Origin of the sequence: Comamonas testosteroni, assembly GCF_000761245.1 — a bacterium.
In the GTDB taxonomy this organism is placed as follows: Bacteria; Pseudomonadota; Gammaproteobacteria; order Burkholderiales; family Burkholderiaceae_C; genus Comamonas; species Comamonas testosteroni_C.
The window spans coordinates 1-19,335 of record NZ_AWOR01000059.1 but is presented as its reverse complement, the minus strand read 5'-3'; the positions used below and the strand labels follow the sequence as shown (position 1 = coordinate 19,335).

The 19,335-nt window shown below is 55.8% G+C and carries 15 protein-coding genes and 6 pseudogenes; 8 read left to right on the top strand and 13 right to left on the bottom strand.

Annotated elements, in window-relative coordinates; all coding sequences use genetic code 11:
• The first annotated feature begins 577 nt into the window (after nucleotides 1-577).
• A pseudogene (locus P353_RS29995) lies at nucleotides 578-795 on the top strand (hypothetical protein).
• A 348-nt stretch (nucleotides 796-1,143) separates the two neighbouring features.
• Nucleotides 1,144-1,550: pseudogene (gene rdgC / locus P353_RS28390) on the top strand (recombination-associated protein RdgC); the annotation flags it as partial.
• A 58-nt stretch (nucleotides 1,551-1,608) separates the two neighbouring features.
• Here rdgC (P353_RS28390) and P353_RS28385 read toward each other — a convergent pair.
• From P353_RS28385 to P353_RS17330, 3 genes and pseudogenes are all read right to left on the bottom strand, one after another.
• A pseudogene (locus tag P353_RS28385) lies at nucleotides 1,609-2,160 on the bottom strand (IS5 family transposase); the annotation flags it as partial.
• A gap of 398 nt (nucleotides 2,161-2,558) precedes the next feature.
• The gene (locus tag P353_RS29605) at nucleotides 2,559-2,705 is read right to left on the bottom strand and encodes a hypothetical protein (RefSeq protein ID WP_196354151.1); all 147 of its coding nucleotides are present in this window, start codon (nucleotides 2,703-2,705) and stop codon (nucleotides 2,559-2,561) included.
• A gap of 324 nt (nucleotides 2,706-3,029) precedes the next feature.
• Entirely contained in the window at nucleotides 3,030-3,566 is a 537-nt protein-coding gene (locus P353_RS17330; protein ID WP_232776636.1) for an autotransporter domain-containing protein, read from the bottom strand.
• A gap of 570 nt (nucleotides 3,567-4,136) precedes the next feature.
• Here P353_RS17330 and P353_RS17325 point away from each other — a divergent pair.
• Nucleotides 4,137-4,532: a hypothetical protein gene (locus P353_RS17325; RefSeq protein WP_053284491.1), complete on the top strand. Its 396-nt coding sequence runs from the start codon at nucleotides 4,137-4,139 to the stop codon at nucleotides 4,530-4,532.
• Nucleotides 4,533-4,680: 148 nt separating this feature from the next.
• Here P353_RS17325 and P353_RS29300 read toward each other — a convergent pair whose 3' ends face one another.
• From P353_RS29300 to P353_RS17305, 4 genes are all read right to left on the bottom strand, one after another.
• The gene (locus tag P353_RS29300; RefSeq protein ID WP_157839627.1) at nucleotides 4,681-4,986 is read right to left on the bottom strand and encodes a hypothetical protein; all 306 of its coding nucleotides are present in this window, start codon (nucleotides 4,984-4,986) and stop codon (nucleotides 4,681-4,683) included.
• Between the two features lie 210 nt (nucleotides 4,987-5,196).
• Complete coding sequence (locus P353_RS17320; RefSeq protein ID WP_034372173.1) at nucleotides 5,197-5,379, bottom strand: CsbD family protein; 183 nt, start codon at nucleotides 5,377-5,379, stop codon at nucleotides 5,197-5,199.
• A 1,172-nt stretch (nucleotides 5,380-6,551) separates the two neighbouring features.
• The gene (locus P353_RS29990; protein WP_232776642.1) at nucleotides 6,552-6,716 is read right to left on the bottom strand and encodes a DUF4406 domain-containing protein; all 165 of its coding nucleotides are present in this window, start codon (nucleotides 6,714-6,716) and stop codon (nucleotides 6,552-6,554) included.
• Between the two features lie 1,497 nt (nucleotides 6,717-8,213).
• Nucleotides 8,214-8,441, bottom strand: coding sequence for a hypothetical protein (locus P353_RS17305; protein ID WP_113707734.1), 228 nt, complete (start codon nucleotides 8,439-8,441; stop codon nucleotides 8,214-8,216).
• A gap of 152 nt (nucleotides 8,442-8,593) precedes the next feature.
• Between P353_RS17305 and P353_RS29600 the strand changes: the two genes are divergently transcribed.
• Both P353_RS29600 and P353_RS17300 read left to right on the top strand, forming a co-directional pair.
• The gene (locus P353_RS29600) at nucleotides 8,594-8,731 is read left to right on the top strand and encodes a hypothetical protein (protein WP_198529094.1); all 138 of its coding nucleotides are present in this window, start codon (nucleotides 8,594-8,596) and stop codon (nucleotides 8,729-8,731) included.
• Between the two features lie 32 nt (nucleotides 8,732-8,763).
• Nucleotides 8,764-8,973: a hypothetical protein gene (locus P353_RS17300; RefSeq protein ID WP_034372263.1), complete on the top strand. Its 210-nt coding sequence runs from the start codon at nucleotides 8,764-8,766 to the stop codon at nucleotides 8,971-8,973.
• Here P353_RS17300 and P353_RS17295 read toward each other — a convergent pair.
• Nucleotides 8,967-9,398 (bottom strand): hypothetical protein, encoded by a 432-nt coding sequence (locus P353_RS17295; protein WP_232776634.1) that lies wholly within the window; start codon nucleotides 9,396-9,398, stop codon nucleotides 8,967-8,969. The two genes, P353_RS17300 and P353_RS17295, sit on opposite strands and share 7 nt — an antisense overlap.
• Nucleotides 9,399-9,546: 148 nt before the next feature.
• On the opposite strand from P353_RS17295, the pseudogene rdgC (P353_RS28885) reads away from it, so the two are divergent.
• The 3 genes and pseudogenes from rdgC (P353_RS28885) to P353_RS29980 form a co-directional block, all read left to right on the top strand.
• A pseudogene (gene rdgC / locus P353_RS28885) lies at nucleotides 9,547-9,893 on the top strand (recombination-associated protein RdgC); the annotation flags it as partial.
• A 205-nt stretch (nucleotides 9,894-10,098) separates the two neighbouring features.
• Nucleotides 10,099-10,218 (top strand): annotated as a pseudogene (locus P353_RS30270) (integrase); the annotation flags it as partial.
• A 97-nt stretch (nucleotides 10,219-10,315) separates the two neighbouring features.
• Nucleotides 10,316-10,675 (top strand): tyrosine-type recombinase/integrase, encoded by a 360-nt coding sequence (locus P353_RS29980; protein WP_232776631.1) that lies wholly within the window; start codon nucleotides 10,316-10,318, stop codon nucleotides 10,673-10,675.
• A 625-nt stretch (nucleotides 10,676-11,300) separates the two neighbouring features.
• On the opposite strand, the gene P353_RS17285 is transcribed toward P353_RS29980, so the two are convergent.
• The 5 genes and pseudogenes from P353_RS17285 to P353_RS29975 form a co-directional block, all read right to left on the bottom strand.
• A complete protein-coding gene (locus P353_RS17285) occupies nucleotides 11,301-13,298 on the bottom strand; it encodes a patatin-like phospholipase family protein (RefSeq protein ID WP_198529093.1) in 1,998 nt (665 codons plus the stop codon).
• Between the two features lie 57 nt (nucleotides 13,299-13,355).
• Nucleotides 13,356-13,994: a hypothetical protein gene (locus tag P353_RS17280; protein ID WP_198529092.1), complete on the bottom strand. Its 639-nt coding sequence runs from the start codon at nucleotides 13,992-13,994 to the stop codon at nucleotides 13,356-13,358.
• A 308-nt stretch (nucleotides 13,995-14,302) separates the two neighbouring features.
• Entirely contained in the window at nucleotides 14,303-16,606 is a 2,304-nt protein-coding gene (locus tag P353_RS28360) for an AAA family ATPase (RefSeq protein ID WP_034372165.1), read from the bottom strand.
• A 368-nt stretch (nucleotides 16,607-16,974) separates the two neighbouring features.
• Complete coding sequence (locus P353_RS17270; protein WP_034372163.1) at nucleotides 16,975-18,441, bottom strand: S8/S53 family peptidase; 1,467 nt, start codon at nucleotides 18,439-18,441, stop codon at nucleotides 16,975-16,977.
• A gap of 630 nt (nucleotides 18,442-19,071) precedes the next feature.
• Nucleotides 19,072-19,335, bottom strand: a pseudogene (locus P353_RS29975) (hypothetical protein); the annotation flags it as partial.

Genomic DNA, 19,335 nt, shown 5'->3' with positions numbered 1-19,335 from the left:
TGTGAGCGTTTAGCCAGCATGCGGCATGCATGTGCCTTCCCCCGCAGGCCCTTAGCGGGCCATCCAGCGTGACCACTCAAGCAGGTGCGACAGTTCCGGAATTCGCCTAGGCCATCGTCAACTAGGAGCACGGTACGACACGGCAGCCGCGTCGCGGTGAGAGTGGTCACACCAGATGGCGCAGCATTCTTTTTCATTAACCAAAGTGCGCATTGATTGCCTGACCCTCATCGGGCAAACTGCTGTGCAATCTATCTGTGTAGCCGGGCCTGGGCTTCTCTTCTCCCTCCCTCTCACCTTCTTCCCCAGGCGCGCCCCGAAAGGTCACCGGATCTTTATTCAAGCCCGCAGCAACCGCTCGCGGGCTTTTTCTTTGCCCACAGGAGACCCCATGCATTCGACTCCATCCCCTGCCCACACCACAATGCTGCCGCTCGCAGCGCAATGGACTCTCACCTGCCTCGGCCTGTTCTGCTTGGTCGGTGCTGCCGTGGTGATGGCGCTCACGCCAGAAACATGACTCCTCTGAGCATTCAGCTTTGATAGTTCCACGCAATTTATTGAACAGGAGATCCCCATGATGAAGACGATTGTTGACTCCCTGCTGGTCATCGTTGGTGTCCTACTTCTCGCTACCTGACTGTCCGCGCCCGATGCCCAAGCCGACGAACCCCAAACCATCACCCAAAGCCTGCGCGACGAGTTCGCCTACCCGGGCATGCCGAGTGGCTGGATGACAAGACCGTGCAATGCTTCAAGGAAAAAGCCCTGACGCCCCTTGTCTATCTGTTCTGAGAGCCGTAGAAAGCGCCGTCACCGCTAGTCCAAGGGCGTCCATTGTCGTCAACCAACCAAGAGTCTCGGCCTGCACTCATATTCATTGATCCCATGGTCTGACCGGCCCCCTGAGCAGGCATCGAGCCAGAGCTACGCCCCGGCATCATCGAGCACCCCGCCAGTGCGCCGGTAACTGCGGCAATTAAAAGTAGCGCTTTCATAGCAACTCCTTCAGAAAGTGGAGTCCTCCAGACTAATCCTGCAGAAAGGCCCAGCTGTAAATACTTGTTGTCTAACCCCTTTCCTACCCAATTCGTATAACTGCCCGCTTTAAAGCGTGCTTTTTTCATGGAGTCCTGATGGAGCATTTACCGCATCGCCAAGAGCTGGCAAGGCGATCTGCTGGCACTGGAGGATGCCCTGCAAAAGACGGAGTTTGAGGAGTGCGGCGCCACACAGGAACGCTCCGCGGGCTGGGTGCCGCCGCGCGGCGAGCAACACGGCCGGCTGGTCGAATCCGCGGCCGGTCAATGAGTGATGCGCTTCATGGCCGAGGGCCGCAAACCCGGCAAGAAGGAGCTCAAGGACGAGGCCGAGCTGGACCTGCCGCCCATGGCCTTCACCAAGCAGGGCAGCATGTGGGTCTGGATCGATGCGCAGGCGCGCACTCTGATGCTCGATACCGGCGCCCAGGACCACGCTGACGAAGTGGGCTGCTGGTCGAGGGCCTGCCCAGCTTCGCCCTGGGACAGCTGGACACGCAGACCTGCCCACTGGGGCGCTGTTGCATAAAACAGTTTCGTGCCCGGCTACCCCTGACCCCAGGCATGGCTATGCCACCGCCACCGTTTGCAGGCAGCCCAGTTCAGTGAACCGATTCAGAATGGTGGCTCGGATGTGCAGCTCATTGACCTGTCGCACGAATGTGCGTGACATCACTCGTTCACCCAGCTGCTTGATGCAGTTCACCTTGATCTCTGCCAGACTGCATCGGTGATAGCCACTCCAACTTTTCCATCACTTGCGTCCAAAGCGCCTGGATGCAGCGATTGCCGCATTGAGGTGTGCAAAGGCAGCGCCTTTGCGCATGCAGGAATTCTTTCATGGAGGAATGATGGGCATGGCGTTGTGCTCCATCACTGCGGCATGCACAGCCTGCGTGTCATAGGCACCGTCACCTGTGACGCTCAGCAGTGGCTCGTCTAGCGGCAGTTGTGTCAACAATTTCGCCACCAAGGCCGTATCGCTGACGTTGTTGGAGGTGACGCAGATGGCTCGCACCTGCAGTGTCTGGGCATCGATACCGATGTGCAACTTGCGCCATTGACGTCGACGTTCCGCGCCATGCTTTTTGCACTTCCATTCGCCTTCGCCCAGGAATTGGCCCACAGCTTGCCCAACTCACCATAAACGCTGGTGCGCGGGTTGATCTGCAAGCTGGCACCAGTAGCCATCTCAGTGGCGGTGCAGCCGCCCTTAGCCTTGATGTAGTTGGCTCCACCCGCAAAGCGTGCCGGGCCGATTCCGGTTCGGGGCACCAAAGTAGTAAAGCTATAACTTTTAAAGACGTTCGGGGAACTGTTCCGGCATGTGTTCCGGTTTTTAGCAAAAAGATTGCCTGCACGATGACTCATCTTGCAGGCAATCTTTTTTGCAGCTTACAAAGTTCAAGGCTGTAGATCTCCAAACGCCATTGATCACACTTTGGCAAGTCGCTGATCTAAGTGCCAGCGCGGCTCTTTTGAGACTCTCAAAAGTCGCACCGACACAAAGCTCCTTACCTACTTGTTCTCAACCAGAGCCTCAGAGTTCAGGACTGGCGCAGCTGTTTCGTGCCCAGTAGCTTTGCGCTGAGCCTTCTCAGCCTTCTTTTTCTTTTTCTCGAGCTCCCGCTGCCTTTTTTCGAATTGATAGTTGGGTTTTGGCATCAGGCGATTCCTTAGTGGTTTAAGTTACCCACCATAACCGATGTACCGTCCCGGGGAGTCTTAATTCACCCGAGAGTGTTTTTTGTTTTGCTTCCAGCCCAGCTCAACGGCCTGCTTCAGGTCCGCTAACAACCCATTTCCGTCACCGAGCTTTGACGACCGGAGCCTGGTATGCAGCGATTCCCGTCCTTCAAAACCGGTAATTCGGCTTCAGCGCCACACGCGATACCTGTCATACAAACAAAAAGGGCCGCTGCGTGATGACTGCGAGCCTTTGTCTTCGCTCCTGCTTGCCTTGTCAGGGCACCAAGCTGGTAGCCAGCTCTACCACTGCACCTTCACGCCAATGGAAGCCTGCAGCCCGCTCTTGACCCGGCTGTCCCCGTCATTGGCCCACAGCTTGCCCAGCTCACCATAGACGCTGGTGCGGCTGGCACCGGCAGCCATCTCCGCGGCGGTGTAGCCGCACTTGGCCTTGATGTCGGTGGCTCCACCAGGCGCTGCAAAGCTGGCGATGTCGGTGGTGTTGCTCGCCTTGTAGACGTTGATGCGGCCATAGGGCTGCAGCACGCCGGCGCCGGTCGCAAAGTTGCCCTTGAGGCGGGCACCCAGGCGCACGGTCCAGTCATCGTCAGCCTTGTTCTTGACCGTGGCCAGACTCAGCGCTGTGTCGTCGATGCTCAGCTTGCGGTAGATGATCTGCGCCTGGGGCTCGATCTTCCAGTGGCTGCTCAGCTCGAAGGCCTTGCCCATTTCCAGAGAAGCCAGCCAGCCGCTGCCCTTGGTGCGGGCCTGGGCTGTGTCGCCGGCGGTGCGCAGGTCGCTGCGGTAGTCGGCGCCTTGCAGCACGGCATGCTGCATCGCCTTTTCGATGCACATCCTCGTAAAACACCCAAGGGATAACACCTATCAACCTCTTGCGTGAGAAGATCAAAATGGAATCACTCACCAGAGACTCCATCCAGAGAGAGATCACGACTGAAGTTCATTTACACCCTCTTCTATCGGCAAGTTTCAGTGAGTGAAGGGCCTACCTAGTAGGCCCTTTCTGTTTTTTGTCACAGACATAGATGCCACCACCGAGTGATCCGCCCCTACTGCAATGTGCGTGATCGTCGAGCGTGCTCGGTGGCAGCGAACGAGGAATAAAAAAGCCGCCAAGGTGAAGCCAAAGCGGCAGCAACCAGCCCATGGCTGGAGGGAGACAAACGAAAAGCCCCGGCACGGTGGCCGAGGCTTTGGAATTGGCGCCAGGGGTTAAGCCATCTTTCAGTGCTACAACCTGAACCCAGCGTTGTTCATCTTGCCTTTTCAATATGACAGTCTCATGGCAAAACTTCGTCAGCTTCAGCCACAGTTGACAAAAACAAGGTACTGCGTTGCAGGTCTTCATTCTCGATATTGACGTTCTACCAACCCATGGAGCGACAGATGAAAACCGGCATCCGACCAGCGCCAGCCATCCTTGTCTACCTAAGTGTGTTGAGCTGCGTATCGCCAGCGAAGGCCCAAAGCGAGAATCCATTCATAGGCAAATGGACCGCAACCTGGGAAAACAAGGATGGCCGATCGCTGCAGGCGAATGTCGTCATCACCGAAGCCGGTGGAACGTGGCAAACGTTGGCTCAACGCAAGCTAGACCCGTGCGTCGGGAAAGAAGCCCAGCTTGAAATAAAGAGCGTGTCACCAAAGGAAATGCGTTTTACAGCTCGCCACTCAGAGGCTCTGATGGGCTGCAAAGACACGAACATCAAAATGCAAATGCAGCCTGACGGCACCGTTACAGGCAGTCGCGGCCAAGACGAAATGAGGTTTACCAAAAACTAGTCTGCTCAACTTCAAGCAAAGCCCGCTGGCGAGGCTAGCTGGCTTAACTTGTCTCATGACTCCAAGGTGCAGCAGGAAGCCAACGCTGACCAAAGCCAGCAGGGAAGCCCATAGGCAACACGAGAAAGCTCCCCACAAGACGGTGTGCTCAATCCATCGGTAAACATGTCGCAATCCCAGCGCCGATCACGCCGCCGGCGGCGCCTCCAATAAAAACACCCATAAGACCAGCCACAGCAGCACATAGTCCTGCGCCGACAATAATCCCAAGAATCATGCAGCCCGCAACCAGGGTTGACCTTGACTCACGCGCTGACTCCTTCTCGCTCATTTGATACTGAGCTGCGGGGTCAGGATCCTGCGATGGCACTCCATGCCCCGGAACTGCTTGCTCAGCAAGGTCCGGATCAACTGGCATGCCCAACAAATACTTGTGAGATGTTGATGAAGCCATGGTGCTCTCCTCAAAGTGAGGAAGATAAAAGCATCTTTCCTCACCTTCGTTGTACGCTCAACTGCGGCCCTGGCTCTGTGATCATCGCCGCCACTTCAACGTAAGGGAGCACAGTTTGTCGCCGTAATGACTCTGCTCGTCTTAGCATCCCTAATGCAACACAGCCCGCTGGTGAACCTAGCGGGCTGTGTTCATTTGATCTCGAGCGGCTTACTTTTTAGCCGCGTCGTGAATCGCCTCTTTCAGGTCACCAGCCTTCTTCTGAGCAGTGCCTTCGACCTGCTTGGCAATACCCTTGACTTCTTGTTCAGGGCTGTCGATGAGTTCACCAAACTTCTCCTGAACCTTACCTGCTGCGTCCTTCAACGTGCCCTTGACTTGATCAGTATTCATGATGTCCTCCTTATGAACAAAGCCGTTAACTGCGGCCTGGGTTCAAAGGTAAACGTTGTGAAGGTTGACTGCCGTGGGACTGGTTTGAGCATCCATGTGGTGCAAACCCTTACACGTTATCAATTACTCACAACGGTAAGCCAAAAGCAAAAAGCCCCAGCTGGCAATGCTTGGGGCTTTGGTCACGCCGTTGGCTACCATCAGGCAGCCAGGGCACACGACTCAGTGTCGCGGTAATTGGTCGCGATTGTTTCACGCCTTGTCAAGGTGCGCAATTAGCGCGCAGAATCAATCGACCAGAAGTGGCGCAGACCATGTAGCCGTCCATCGTTCCAGCCTTGGTTCGACAAGCCTAGGCGGCGGCGCGCAGAGTTCGGATGCTCCTTCTGGGGACGTAGATTGCAAAGAGCACACGTCGAAACTACATTGGCATGGACTGCAGCGTCAGCTGGACATGTCGCGCGCTCGTGTCCGGCATCAAGGGGACCAGGTGTTCGTCATCACTGCGAGTCTGAGGCGGCGGCCGATACTTCCCTTCCGCGCTCGCACAGCGCTGCTTCTTGTACCGATCTTGGGCCCATCGCCCATACCTCTCCAGCAGCTCCTCGGCCTGCTGCAGATCCTGGGGCACATTCAAATTTAGGTCTCTACGCATCAGCCCCTCTCTTTCATAAGTCTTGCGTTACGCACGGTTATTTGCAAACGATTCTCAATTGCGTTTATGATTCATTCCATGGTGCAGCGAATCGCTGTGCCGCCTCTTCATCGTGGGGCGCTGACAAGCGAGGGCTTGCAGCGTTTTAGCTAGCCAGCGGCCCTCTCCTATTAGCCAAGCCTTTTTCCACGATCGAGCTACTCTGCTCCCTAGCAAGCGCCGCACAGTCACGTTCAGCACATCCAGCTCCACCATCTTTTTGATTGCCCACATCCGGCGTTGACCGTGCCACCCCATCCACGGGCCACGGTACAGCTCTCGCACAAGACCACGACGGTGTATTGCTGGCGCTGCTCGATGTGGTTCGCCACGCTGGGCCGGCCTGATCACACACGCTGCAGGGAAGCTCTTTGATCGCAGCCAGGTGAGCGCGCTCTTTGTCGTTCAGTCGATTCAGCATCTGGAGCCCTCCCCAAAGTCCCGCACCTCCAGACCCAAATCCAGCGCCAGCCCATGCTCAATGCGGGCGCCACGGGATCCGCGCCAGCTTGGCTGGCATGTAGAGGCAGTCGCAGGCCGCGATCTGGCGCAGCGACATACGCATGTAGCCCTGCCAGGTGCCGCAAGGCCGGCTGGGGGTCTCCGCAGGGTTCTCAACGTGGTGGCCGTGGGCGCACAGCACAGCACAGCACAGCACAGCACAGCACAGCACAGCACAGCACAGCACAGCACAGCACAGCACAGCAGCATGAAAGGCGGGGTAGTTGGCCGCTCATGGGCCCAGCGATGTAGATGCGCTTCACCACCATGTGCGCCCCTGTCCTCAACGGCCACCAGAAAGCCACAGTCGCCCACCACGTACACCGTGCGCGAGCCGACTTCCACCAGGTTCTCATAACGATCGCGCATCCAGGTGGTCTGCAGATAGCGGCCATCGGGCAGTCGCTCGAGATCTGGCACCAGGGTGCGTGTCGGAACCAAAGGGCTCGGAGGCCTGCGCTGGCCAGCCAGTGGCACGACCTTGCCAAAGAATGCGGGGTCAAGCGCTCGGGCAATTTGATCACCCGCACTTCCCACCCCAGCAGAGCCTTCATCAGGTGGTGCTTGATCTTAAATTCAAGGGTCTCAACGCCCTTCACATCCTCGATCACTTCGCTGCGATGGGTGCCAAGTGATCGAGCCAGCACCCCGGTTCATGCAGCTGCACGGCTGGATAAACACAGGGCACCGCGGGCGGCAGCGGGATACAAAACGTCGTCGGTCGCTCTAGTCAGTACTGCTCTGCCCCCGGATGGGATCGGCAACAGGAACATCGAAAGGCCACGCGAAGTCCATCCGCGGGGTTCTATGCGGCGGTGAGGCGCAGGCGCGCCAAGAAAAGAAACGTGCTATGCCGGTTGGAATCCCGGCACAAACCAGAGCGTCTTGAACCAGGGTGCTGCGGTTTGAACAGGAGATTGAAATGTGAGCGTTTAGCCAGCATGCTGCAAGCATGAGCTCTCTCCCGCAGGGCTAAACGGGGCGCGATGTCAGGGAGTCTTTATGGTGTCCCATGTAGCCAAACTTTGGAGCAAGCTCCATCTCTGGAAACCAGATGCCTCTGAGTTCATCGTAGCTTGGCTCAAAAAACCAATAGGCCTGACCATCCTGATTTAGAGCCCACCAGCGCGCCAACTCGGGCGCCTGCCTCCAGTTCACTCCTTGATAACCAGGGTTCTCGCTTTGCCGCCTCACACTCATATGAATTCACCAATTTACATAGGCAAAAACTATAGAGCAAATATTGAGGATTCAGAGAAAAGTGAGTCTGTGCACAGAACGATTCTCAAAGCGGAAATGGGGGACCTACGCAAACGTCCATTGAAGTAGCTCTGCATCTGCGGCCGAACTCTGCTGCGAACGCTTGTAGCTAACGAGCTATCTGGCGTGACTGCTCGAGCAGGTACGGGAGCTCCGGAATTCGCCGGGGCCGCCGGCAATTGAGAACTCGGCGCTTTGCGCCGTGGCGACAGTGGTCACACCAGATGGCGCAGCACCCTCTACTAACCCCCAAGTGCGCAAAACTGTAGCCAGACCCTCATCTGGCGAACCGCTGCGCCATCGCCCCACCTCTGCCGCACTTCACCGTGAGCTCACCCCACTGGTCGGAATTTTTTATTCAGCGGCAATGGTCACAAGGTCAGTACTGAGACCGCCAGCGGTCATCCGGGCGTCTGTCGGGCCTATTAGGTCTCTGGTCTCGGTCGTTATCCCAGCGACCCTGCTCATATTCATAGCGCCCCCCACGATCGTTGTCGTAGCGGCCTCCGTGGCCATGACCGTAGTACCCATCATGCGGAGCCACGATACATCCACCAAGTGACGCAGCAACGGCCACCACTGCAGCCAGAGCAGACAGTTTCTTCATGGCAACTCCTTGTTAGTTGTTGCCACCAGTCTAGGACTCATAGTCAGACCAACTTGTAAACAGATATTCCCCGCACCCGCCATCAGTAACGGTTCTTCGTATCAGCCCGCAGCATCCGCTCGCGGGCTTTTTCTTTGCCTACAGGAGATCTCATGCATTCGACTCCAACCACCGCCCCAACGACAAAGCTGCTGATCGCGGCGCAATGGGCTCTCACCGGCCTCGGCCTGTTCTGCCTGGTCAGCGCTGCCGTAGTGATGGCACTCACGCCCGAGGCATGGCCCCTCTGATCAGCGATCGCTTTATTGAACAGGAGATCCTCATGCTGAAGACGATTGTTGACTCCCTGCTGGTCATCGTTGGCGCCCTGCTCCTCACAGCCTGGCTGTCCACGCCTGATGCCCAGGCCGATGAATCCCAATTCATCACCCAAAGCTTGCGAGACGAGTTCGCCTGCCCTCGCATGCATGCAGAGTGGCTGGATGAGAAGACCGTGCAGTGCTTAAAAGAGGAGCAGACCACAAGCTATTGACCGGTGCGGGACATTTTTTCTTGCTGGGAGGTCAAGATGCTGTCCATCATTTGCTCTACAGCCTGCAAATATTGAACATTGGCCTTGGGACGTCGAGCACTCAGCGATAGCCATCCATGAGCCCGCTCCAGAGCCACTGAGGTAAAAAAATACTTGTCAACAGCCGTGCCGCTGCGGTTAGCAGTGGCAGCAATTCGCTGTGATGCCACGTCCAAATACAGGCAGAAATCACGCGGATGTAGCCAGCATCCCGACACAGCTCCCTTCATCCCCGCTATGCCATGTCTTCGATAAGTCTTCAATGACTCTGAGGCTGCTTTGTTGACTTCACCGGCGACAACATTGGAGTTTTGCCCGAAGCACTCCAAAGCAAATGATGAAGCGCAAATTGCCGCGACGCCAACCGCAATAGCTTTAGTTCTCATGGCCTGCAACGCTTAACAAAAACGCGATTTAACTATCTCATTTTGATAGCACCCAAGACATTGTCTAAAGCCTGGCAGGTCGAACTATTTCAATTCTTAGTGGAAAACCATTGCCCGCCATCAGTGGGCTATTTTTGTTGGAGCCCTGATGTTCAAGAACATGACCATGTACTGCATTGCCTCAAGCTGGCAAAGACATCTGCAGGCGCTGGAAGATGCCCTGCAAAACACAGTCTTTGAGAAGTGCGGCGCCACACAGGGGCGCTCCGTGGGCTGGGGGCACCGCGCGGCAAGGCTCATGGCCCGCTGGTCGAGTCCGTCGCCGGTCAATGGGTCATGCGATTCATGGCCGAGGCAAAAGCGCTGCCGGCCAGCGTGCTCAATCGCAAGGTCGACGAGAAGGCCGAGCACATCGAAAAGACGGAGGGTCGCAAGCCCGGCAAGAAGGAAAAGCACGACCTAAAGGACGAGGCCAAGCTTGATCTGCTGCCCATGAAGGTGGGCGAGGTACTACCCAGTCTGCTGCGTGGATGGGTTTCGGAATGGACTGCACCAGCAAGGCCATACGGAACATGCTCACTCCGCTGCGCAGCTTGTTTGAGGATGCGCTCAATGATGAGCCGATCGACTTCAATCCTTCGAGCGCATCGCTCTATCCAAGCTCATTCGACAAACGGCAAAGGCCAGCGACTATGTGGTGATGCCATTCACCGCAGCAGAGCGCGAGGCCATCCTCAAGGCCTGCCGCCCCGACAAAAGGCCCATGCTCCAGTTTTGGTTTGAGACAGGCCTGCGCCCAGGCGAGTTGCAAGCGTTGCAGTGGAGCCACATCGATTGGGAACGAGCCATTGCCCGGATAGAGCTCAATCAGGTCGCAGGCGTGATCAAAGGTCTCAAGACAGCTGCCGGTATCCGAGATGTGGAGCTATCCGCCGGAGGCACTCGCAGCGCTGCGCGCCCAGTGCCCTATTTCCGAGCTCAAGGGCGAGCGCATCTGGCTCAACCCTCACACGGGCGAGTCATGGAGCACCAACGCCCAGATCCGCAAGACGCTCTGGCAGCCGGTCTGCAAACGCGCCGAAGTGGAGTACCGCAACCCATACCAAGTACGCCACACCTATGCCTCGGCCCTGCTGACGGCCGGCGCCAATCCATGGTACGTGGCCAGCCAGTTGGGGCATGAGGACGTGGAGATGGTTTTCCGCACCTATGGCAAATTCATCAGGGACGACTACCAGAAGCCCAAGCCTGAATTTCGCATTGTGGGAGAAAAATGATCGGTGCGATTTGGGGGACACCACAGGACACCCAAAGGCAAAGAAAAACCGCCACACACTAGGTTTTCCTAGTGTGTGGCGGTGTTTTGAGTGGTGGGCTGGCGGGAATTGAATCTTCTTCTGAAACCCGCACAGAGCAAAGGTTTCATAAATTTTTTTCACCCCAATGTGCCCCACGTTGTTCCCCCACAAGTCCAAATTTAAGGCTGGATTGGGTTAGAACGCTTAAGACATTAGCTAGCTTTAGGATTATTGCACGTGCACGGTAAAAAAAATTACCAAATGAGGCGCAAGACACGGATTTGAACGAGGACCACGCCCCATCAACTTGGCAGCAACTGCGGCCCCTCAGGACTTGATTGTTCAATAACTTTTCACCCCGTTCAACACGCCCTTTCTGACAGCAACAAGCTGATCTGAGGCATTCACAGTCCACTGCCTAAACGGCAGCAACTGCCAACACCTGTCGTTGAACGCTGCCAGTTCTGAGTGGCCGCTTCACACCCTGAACCTGCAGCTTGACTGGGCTGGTCGGAAAACACGCAAGAGACGTTGCGCCTGAAATCGAGAGAAGTTGGCGTTCCTCGCGGCCTAATCTATGCAGGTTCTGCGAATTAAATACATATCAAACACGTGGCCGCAGCTTCAACTCTGGAGTCGGCTTCGGAGCATTGACGCTCGGGTGAACGGTGGCACCGGAATTGGCCGCAACCGTCTTTGCCACGTGAGCGTCTATCGCCAACAGTTGTTCAAGGGTCCAGTGGGCCAAGCCCGCCTGAGTTACATGAAGGCCAGAGATTGAGTCAGTCGAAAGTTTGCCAAGTCCAACAAAGCGATAGCTCCTAGGACCACATGGTGGGAGCTTGTAGAAACGCCCATAGTCGTGTTGCGTTCCTGCAGTCGCTTCAATAGTCTTTCCCAGGTTACCCAACATCTCCTGCAAGGAGGCCTGCAACAATCTCAAACGGATCAGCTGATGGTTTTGCCAATTCATGGCAGTGTCCCATTGATCCGGCTCGGCAGTCCACTTTGCTGGGTCCCCAAAGCGCACGACAAATTTCTGTCCAGCCTCACGACCGTAGTCCGTCAGTTGGGTAATCAATTCCTTCGGCATTGTTAGATTCAGCCCTCCCTCCTTGTCCGTCAATTTGACAAGACCAATGCGGTCGCGGAAGCCTGGGAGATGAGACAACGCCTCATGATTCCAATCCTTCGCAACGTTGACGATCGCACCGAGAAAGCCAGCAATTGAGCCGAACCCTTCCTTAGTTTCTAGGTGGCGCCAGTAAGGCAAGCGTGCATCGCCATTGTCAGCAGGAAAGACGACTCTTTTGACGCTTCCTCCCTCGACGCTTCCTTCCTCCGCTTGACCAAGGTCCAAGCCGAACGTCGGCCTTGTAGGAAGCGGGGCATCGAAGAAATGGATGGGAAAATTGGATCCAACACCGCCGTCCGTGAACCAACAGCACTGAGGCGTTTGTGGCCGGGACTTTTGGCGAAAATCAACGGAGTACAGCGGAATGGCGCTCAAGAGAATTGGGAAACTCAGGCTCATCCGCACAGCGACCACAACCGGTAGATCGTCTGGCGCTGGCATTGCAAGATAGCCAGCATAGTCCACTTCGCCGAATGGAGAATTCTGTGCTTTGGCGCGAGGACGCTCATGCTCTTTCATCCACGCAACTACATGGGGAGGGAAGAGCTCTGCGAAGTCTGACTCCTTATAAAAAAACTGGTTGTTCTCGCGCACCTGCTCATCATCACGAAATGGAAGCCGAAAGGGCCTTCCGAGCGTCAGGCATGTCGTCATCATCTGAAGATCAATGCCATATGCTTTCAAATCGCCGAAGGTAAGCGGTTTCTTCCCACCGTGGAGGGCTTGCTGGCCAGACAACTTATCGATGTAGCCAGCAAGCCATAACGTCAAGGCCTCTCCCGGCGCAGCATCTCCATCGGATGGCATCCCTGAACAGAAGCCAAAACAGTTTTTGGGGAGCTCTCTAAGCACAAGGGCTGTAGCCTTCATGGCCACCACGCCAATAGCCAAGACAACCGCGAATAATCCACACAATAAGAAAACAACCCACGAAGCAGGTGTCCATTGCACGAAAAACAAAGGCATCAGGCCTATCACAAGGCCCACGGTTGCTGCAAGCCAGTGACTGCAAATGAGCGCTCCTAGCAACGATAGGACGCGTGCAGTTGGGCTCTTCGTTCCAGTGACCGCCAACAGGGCATGGAAGACTCCGCGAAGGCTTTTCTTCGGCCGAAAGAACGCAGAGAGCCTCGTGCTGTGTCCGTCCGCCGCGGTGGCCCCCAATAGAGCTGGAAGCCTGGCAAGCTCATCAAAGCCATCAGGGTCGTCTTTGAGCATCTTGGCTACATAACGCTGCCGCCCAAGCTCGGCTGCGGCTGCTGCAGCGGCTGCGATTGCGCCAGCACTTGTGCCTCCGATAGACCGTAAGCGAAATGCCTTTGCAATTTCCACAATGGCCAACGGATAAACAACTCCGCTCGTGATGCCGCCCTTCATGACCAAATCGCATTCAGCCACGAAGGGGGATGGCATATCAGACTCATCCTCAATCCGGATGGATGCATCCGCCCCGATCTCCTTATCCATAGAGCCCTCCCTTACCAAGGATCTTGATTGACCTAGAAGCCATTGGCTATTGCTGATTCAGCTCAGCCGATTCTTGAACGCTCGAAGCCAAGCCCGGACCATGGCCGAATAAGGAGCCTCCGGACTCGCCATCTCACGCATTTCCCTCAAAGTCTTATCCTGTAACAGGCGCAAACGCTTCGGAACATCCTCAACCCCAACGCCCTGGAGGGCCAGGGCGACAGCAGGCACTTCTATCTCTTGGATGACAGTCCCCAGTTCAATGACCAGGTCTCCAAGAAACTCCAACCTACGCAGTAGTCGTGTTCGCTCCTGCACCAAGCCAAGCCGGTTGAGACCGTAGATGAAGATGGACACCGATCCACGCTCACTCTCAACGCCGACTGCCTTCCCCGGCAGCACCATTCCGAGTGGTGCTTTGTGATCAATATGGAAATGCAGGTGCTCTTTCGGATCGTCACGGGTCGGATCGAGAAGAAGGGGATGCTCCGCACCGAATCCGAGTCCTTCTGGAAGGACCCGCTGTCCAGTATTGGCGATTGGAAAGCTGTCTTTCTTTCCCGACTGCACTAACGGAAGTGTGCTCGCATGACTGCTTCGATAGAGATCTACCAAGCTTGTCGAGATCCGGGGGACGCGCTGCTTTCGCTTGCGGTTGCAGTCGATACAACTAGGCAAGAGGTTGTCCCAACTCATCGCAAGCCACCAATACCCTGGGTGCCCAGGGTCTTCGCTCACCGCCCCTTTTGGCCTGTAGTGCTCAACATCGACTGGGGCGGAGGCTGAGTAGAAAGTCTCGCAATATGCGCACTTTCCGTGGAACAAAGCGTCAAGTCGCCGCTTTACTTCCTCATGCTTGTATACGGAAAACTCAAAGCTTCCTTTCTTGGGTTCGGTGCTTGCCTGATGAGTTCGTGCTCGTGCAAGTTCAGTCAGTCCATTTTTGTCTGGCGCATTTAGACATGCAGGAGCAGTTAGACTATCTCGAGATACGGCTCGCATGCTCAGATTCCTCTCAGCGCCTCAACGATGCGTGATTTGGCGGTTTGCCTGAGCTCTTTTGTTCGACGCTCCGATACCTCACGGCGCTCCATCAAGTATTCGGCAACCGCCTCTTGCACCAGCCGATGGGCTTCCGACGCCCCAATCGGCAGTGCTGCCGCGATGTCACGACGAAACTTATCCACCGTCGAGCCTTCGGTCGGACTCAGATCACGAGGGTCTTTTGCCAGCAAGTCACCGATCTGGGCAAGCTGAACGTCCATCTCTGGAGCGTCCGTGGAGTGGAGCTGAAAAAAATCAGACGTCAGCAACTGCTCTATTCGCAGTTCAGATACATGCGGAAGGTTCACCAGCCGTTCAACAAAGACCGGGAGGTCCGTAGTCGAGTGACTGTCCTGGGCCAAGACCCGTTGGAGTACCACAACCTCACCATCCTCCATGCCCCGAAGGCACAACGGGTCATGTGTGGTTGCTATAAACGTCATCTGAGGAAGAGCCCGGCGAAGGCCACGCATGATCTGCATCTTCCAGCGTGGATGGAGATGCGCCTCCACTTCGTCGATCAGGATGACTCCTCGCGCTGTCGAAAGAGATTCGAACCCGACATAGACATTGGGGTCCATCAAGCCTTGCATGACATCGCAAGCCATTGCCAGAACCGACCTGAATCCTGAGGAGACTGCACCAAGCGGCGTGCGACTAAACCTCGGCTCGCCGTGAATGCCAGCGGCGGCGGTGATCACGTAGCAACGCTTTTCTTCCAGGTCTCGCTGAACAACCTCGTACTCACCCTCGATCGACAGAATCTCACGCAACACCCTCATGACCATGGCATAGGCCGACGGCTGGAGGCTGAGTAACCATTTTTCAGGATTGGATAGCACACTTCCGTCGAAAAGATTGCGAATGTATTTGTCGGGTGATCGAGGACGCTGCTTGTGTTGGTACTGTCGAAACGCCCCGTAGGCAAAGACAGGGATGAGTTCCGAGCCAGGGTCGCCATGATCCTTCATGCCCCCAAGATCTATCGTCAGTCTCCGTGATGCACCATTGGAAAGACCAACTTGAACTTCAGCCCGCTCTACTGCAGCGACATTTACCGCCCCCATATACGTGGGGTTGAGTACAAAGTTGCCTGGTTTTAATGCCAACTTTTTGCGAGCTGCTTCATCCGAAATCGCAAGCGCAATGGCTTCGAGTATGGAACTCTTTCCCGCAGAGTTTTCGCCAATAATAAGCAACGAAGGCACTGGATGCATGACGTCGAAGGACTCATTACCTTGTGATGGACTGGGAAGTTCGATCGACAGATCTTCAATCGCCTTGAAATTCCTCAGGCCTATACTCGTGACCCTTGCCTTGCTCGGTCGTTTGGTAATCGCCGGTGCAGCCTTGTAGTTGTGATCTTCATGGACAAGGCGCCCCCAACCTTGCCTTAGCCGATTTGCCGTGTCCGGCTTGCCCAGCATGGCCATGTAGAAGCGTTGGATTCGCGCCTGCGAGACGATCGGCCTACCGCCGAATTCAGGGCCCATCAACAAGGCAAGACGGCGAAGCAGCAGGTACCACGAGCCCCCAAATTCAAACTCGGGAAACTCGAACATGCCAGGCGCATGCGCTATGGATTCAGAGTCGGTGAGACACTCACTCAAACGTGCAAAGTACTCTACATACCTCGCGCGCCGGCCGACGACCCTCTCGGGGGCGTTGAGGTTGAAGTTCTCAATGGTGGTCTCGCCCCTGGTCGATATCCCGATTAAGCTGCCATTGGTCTGCGGCCACAAGTGCTTGGAGAAATCGCCTTCTGCACAGGGATCGAGGAAAACAGCTTTTTCTCGGATTGGATACGCGCGCCAGAGGCCCAAGTTTTCTTCAGCGTAGCGGTCAAGCTCCTCCGGAGTGGGTAGTCTCACTCGTGGCCCGCTCACTGGAAAGTAGTTTGATTCTGCGGGCCTACATGACGAGCAGATGGCGTACATGTTCTCCCAGGCATGCTCGAGCCAGGCATAGTAAAGATGCGCCTGCCTTGGCGTACTGGATGGGACCGCTTCTGTCGCTGGTCTAAATCGATAGGGAGAAATTTTGTCCCGTGACTCACAGAAGGCGCATCGACCGCGAAACAGTCTGTTGAGCGCTTCACGGATGCTGGCATCTTCTAAGGGTAGCTCTGATCTCGGAACATTGGTCTGGCTGAGCCTCTCATCGCCATAGCGCATGAAATCACTCAGAACCCGACGTGCCTGAGAAGCTGCATCGCCCTGCAGAGCGATCGGTGGCGGTTCTGTCGTGCGATCGAAACGTTGCATTCGCTCCTCCAAAAAGCGGGATGGCAAGGCACTGAAGTGACCTCCGCTTTACTCATCTAGAAGTCGTCAAGCCCCAGGACGTCTGGACCGAAGCTCTCGCCCTCGCTCTTTAGAACAAAGCTTTCAAAGAGGCCGTAAGCGATCAATGTCGATGGGAGCCTGTCCCCAGGCGCCGCGCCAATGGAGCAAAACAGAGCCCGACAACTGTTGGCCGCAACTGCGGACCGCAAGGGCAGTCGGCGTCCATGGACATAAAACGCTGAGCCCACAGGAAATGCGATCCATGGTCGACAGAATGCGACACTGGCAGACTCTCGAACACGTCGCCGTGCATCATCAACGCGATTCACCATATCCCGCAGAGATCGTTAGTCATTCGGATCGAATACATCCATGGCAGGAAGCGCGGGAACCATGGCTCCATCCTCTGGTAGTGGAGCGTTCAGAGTTGCCTCGATGTTCAACACCCCACTTCCATAGTTCTGAGCATCTGCGCTCCCCCAAACTCCTGGGGTCGCGTGTTGTCGTGCCATTGACTTGAAAGCTTTGGGTATTTGCCAAAGCCCATGCGGAGCGTATCGAGCACGGAGATTGTCAATGCCATGCCACGCGAGCCAAAGTACTGCGGCCCCAGAGCATGCGGCAGTGGCGTAAGAAGTGCCATCTCCATCCGCCTTGGAATAGTACGCATTGCTGGCTTTTCCGGGGGCAAGGTTCTCCGCCTTGATGCGACGAATAGCATCCGCCGGAGCGCAAAGATCAACGTAAATTCCCTTGGCCCCACTACTCCATGGCTTCAATCCAGGGCCGACCCCGCCCATCGTGATGCATCGATTGAATCGGCCCGGATAGATCACCTCTCCCCATACTTGGCCAGCCGCGCAGACAACGATCACACCGGCATCGTAGGCGGCGTCCAATGCCGCAGCCACATGCTTGTCGCGACGCAAAGCACCTAAAGAGATATTGATGACGTGGCAACCATCGTTGACCGCACGGCGTATGGCCGCTGCAATATGGGCCTGCACATGATCCACAATGACGGAGTCAGTCACCCTGTAGGGAACAATCTGTACACCAGGGGCCACACCATAGAAAGGATGGTCTGGTGCGCTCCTTCCATACCCTGCGATGGCGGCACTAATGCGTGTCCCATGGCCCGGAAATCCCGGCAGCCACATGTCCCTGGGATCGGGACCATGATCGCCCTCCCAAAAATCATACCCTTGTGAAGGCTGTACGGTTGGACTTGCCCCTTTATCCCAGCCTAAGGCAGCGTGTTCCGTGTATCCCGTATCGATGTGCCCTACATGGATATCGGCCCAGGGCAGTGCACTGGCAAAGCGAGGCTCAGCGGCAAACATTTTCCAAGCTGCTACAGCATTGACACCTCTGTGATCGATTTGCCAATCGTAGGGTCCTTCAAAGTCCTTCGGCAGGAAGCCTGGTCCGTCGGAGGAAGCTGCAGGAACTGGTACTGGTAATGAAATCTTGCTTCCACCAATGACCTGAGAGTCAACCAGCGTCACCCCTCTGGCTTGCAAGGCAAAAAACGCATCCCTGGTCAGAGTGTTAACCGACAGAGCCCCCCATTGTTTGAGCAGCAGATTCCAAGCATCGATGGAGGTGATCCCACGTATCCGCCAAACAGCATCCTGCACATTTTGCGGAATGACATACACATTGTCCGAAGGACCAGGGGTTAGCGTTGAGAGCGTGCAAGACACAGCAATCGCATCGGATAACTGCCGCAAGAACTTGGTTTGGCCCTTACGACTCGACACTAGCTGCACTGTGGTGATATGACCATCAGCGATATCAGTCAGAGAATCCATACGCCCCCCCTTTTCTAGCGCTGTTGTACATCGCTTTGATACGCATATCAATAAGACAATGCCGGACGCAAATGAATGAGAAGTGACTCCTTCATTCCTTGGCCTAGGAATCGCATGAAACCTTAAAGTGAACTGTCTTTGAAGCCTTGTTTTTCGACTAGAAAGGCTCTGCCCCCACTTCTTCAAGCTGCTGTCGGCGTCAACATGCGTCCAGACACTGCGCTCGCGCTTGGCTTGAATAGGTCGCTGAGCACAATAACCGCTTAGAGGAAAACAGCGTGAGCTCGACCAGTTTCTGCAGTCGGCCGCTTCCGCTTGTGGATTCAACTGATCAATGCAACACAATGACCGCCACTGGCGCAAGGAGTGTTGGCATGACGCAAAGATCGCGGATTTACTACACCGAAGGGGGATGCGAACAAAAACTTGGACTACTGAGAGGTAGTTCATGTATTCATACGAAGATCGAATCCGCGCGGTGACCTGAGGTCGGCCCCCCTAGATAATGCTCGGACCTTCCGCTGGGCTGCCTATGCTGTTTTAGGTACGGTGAAGAGCACGACGGTAGCGCCGTGAATCTTGTTTCTACTATGGTTAACCGAGGCATCCCTGTGCGGCGGAACCGCGTCGCTAACTCTGCTCATTGCTCTTTGCCATCCACCGATCTGCACTGTCAGACCGGTGCGCGATGCTGTTGCCGATTGGTGGAACACCTCTTGCATTTAGTACGTTGTCCGTCAAAACGGTAGGTATGCGGTGCGAGAGGGCCACAAGTACCTGTCGAAGGAACTGCGCTGCATTGGCTTTGGTGACCCTATCAAAGAAGGCAACGTACATGCTCTCGAAACGCACCAGCATGGCTTGGTGCGACTGCTCCCAGACGTCAGCGGCATT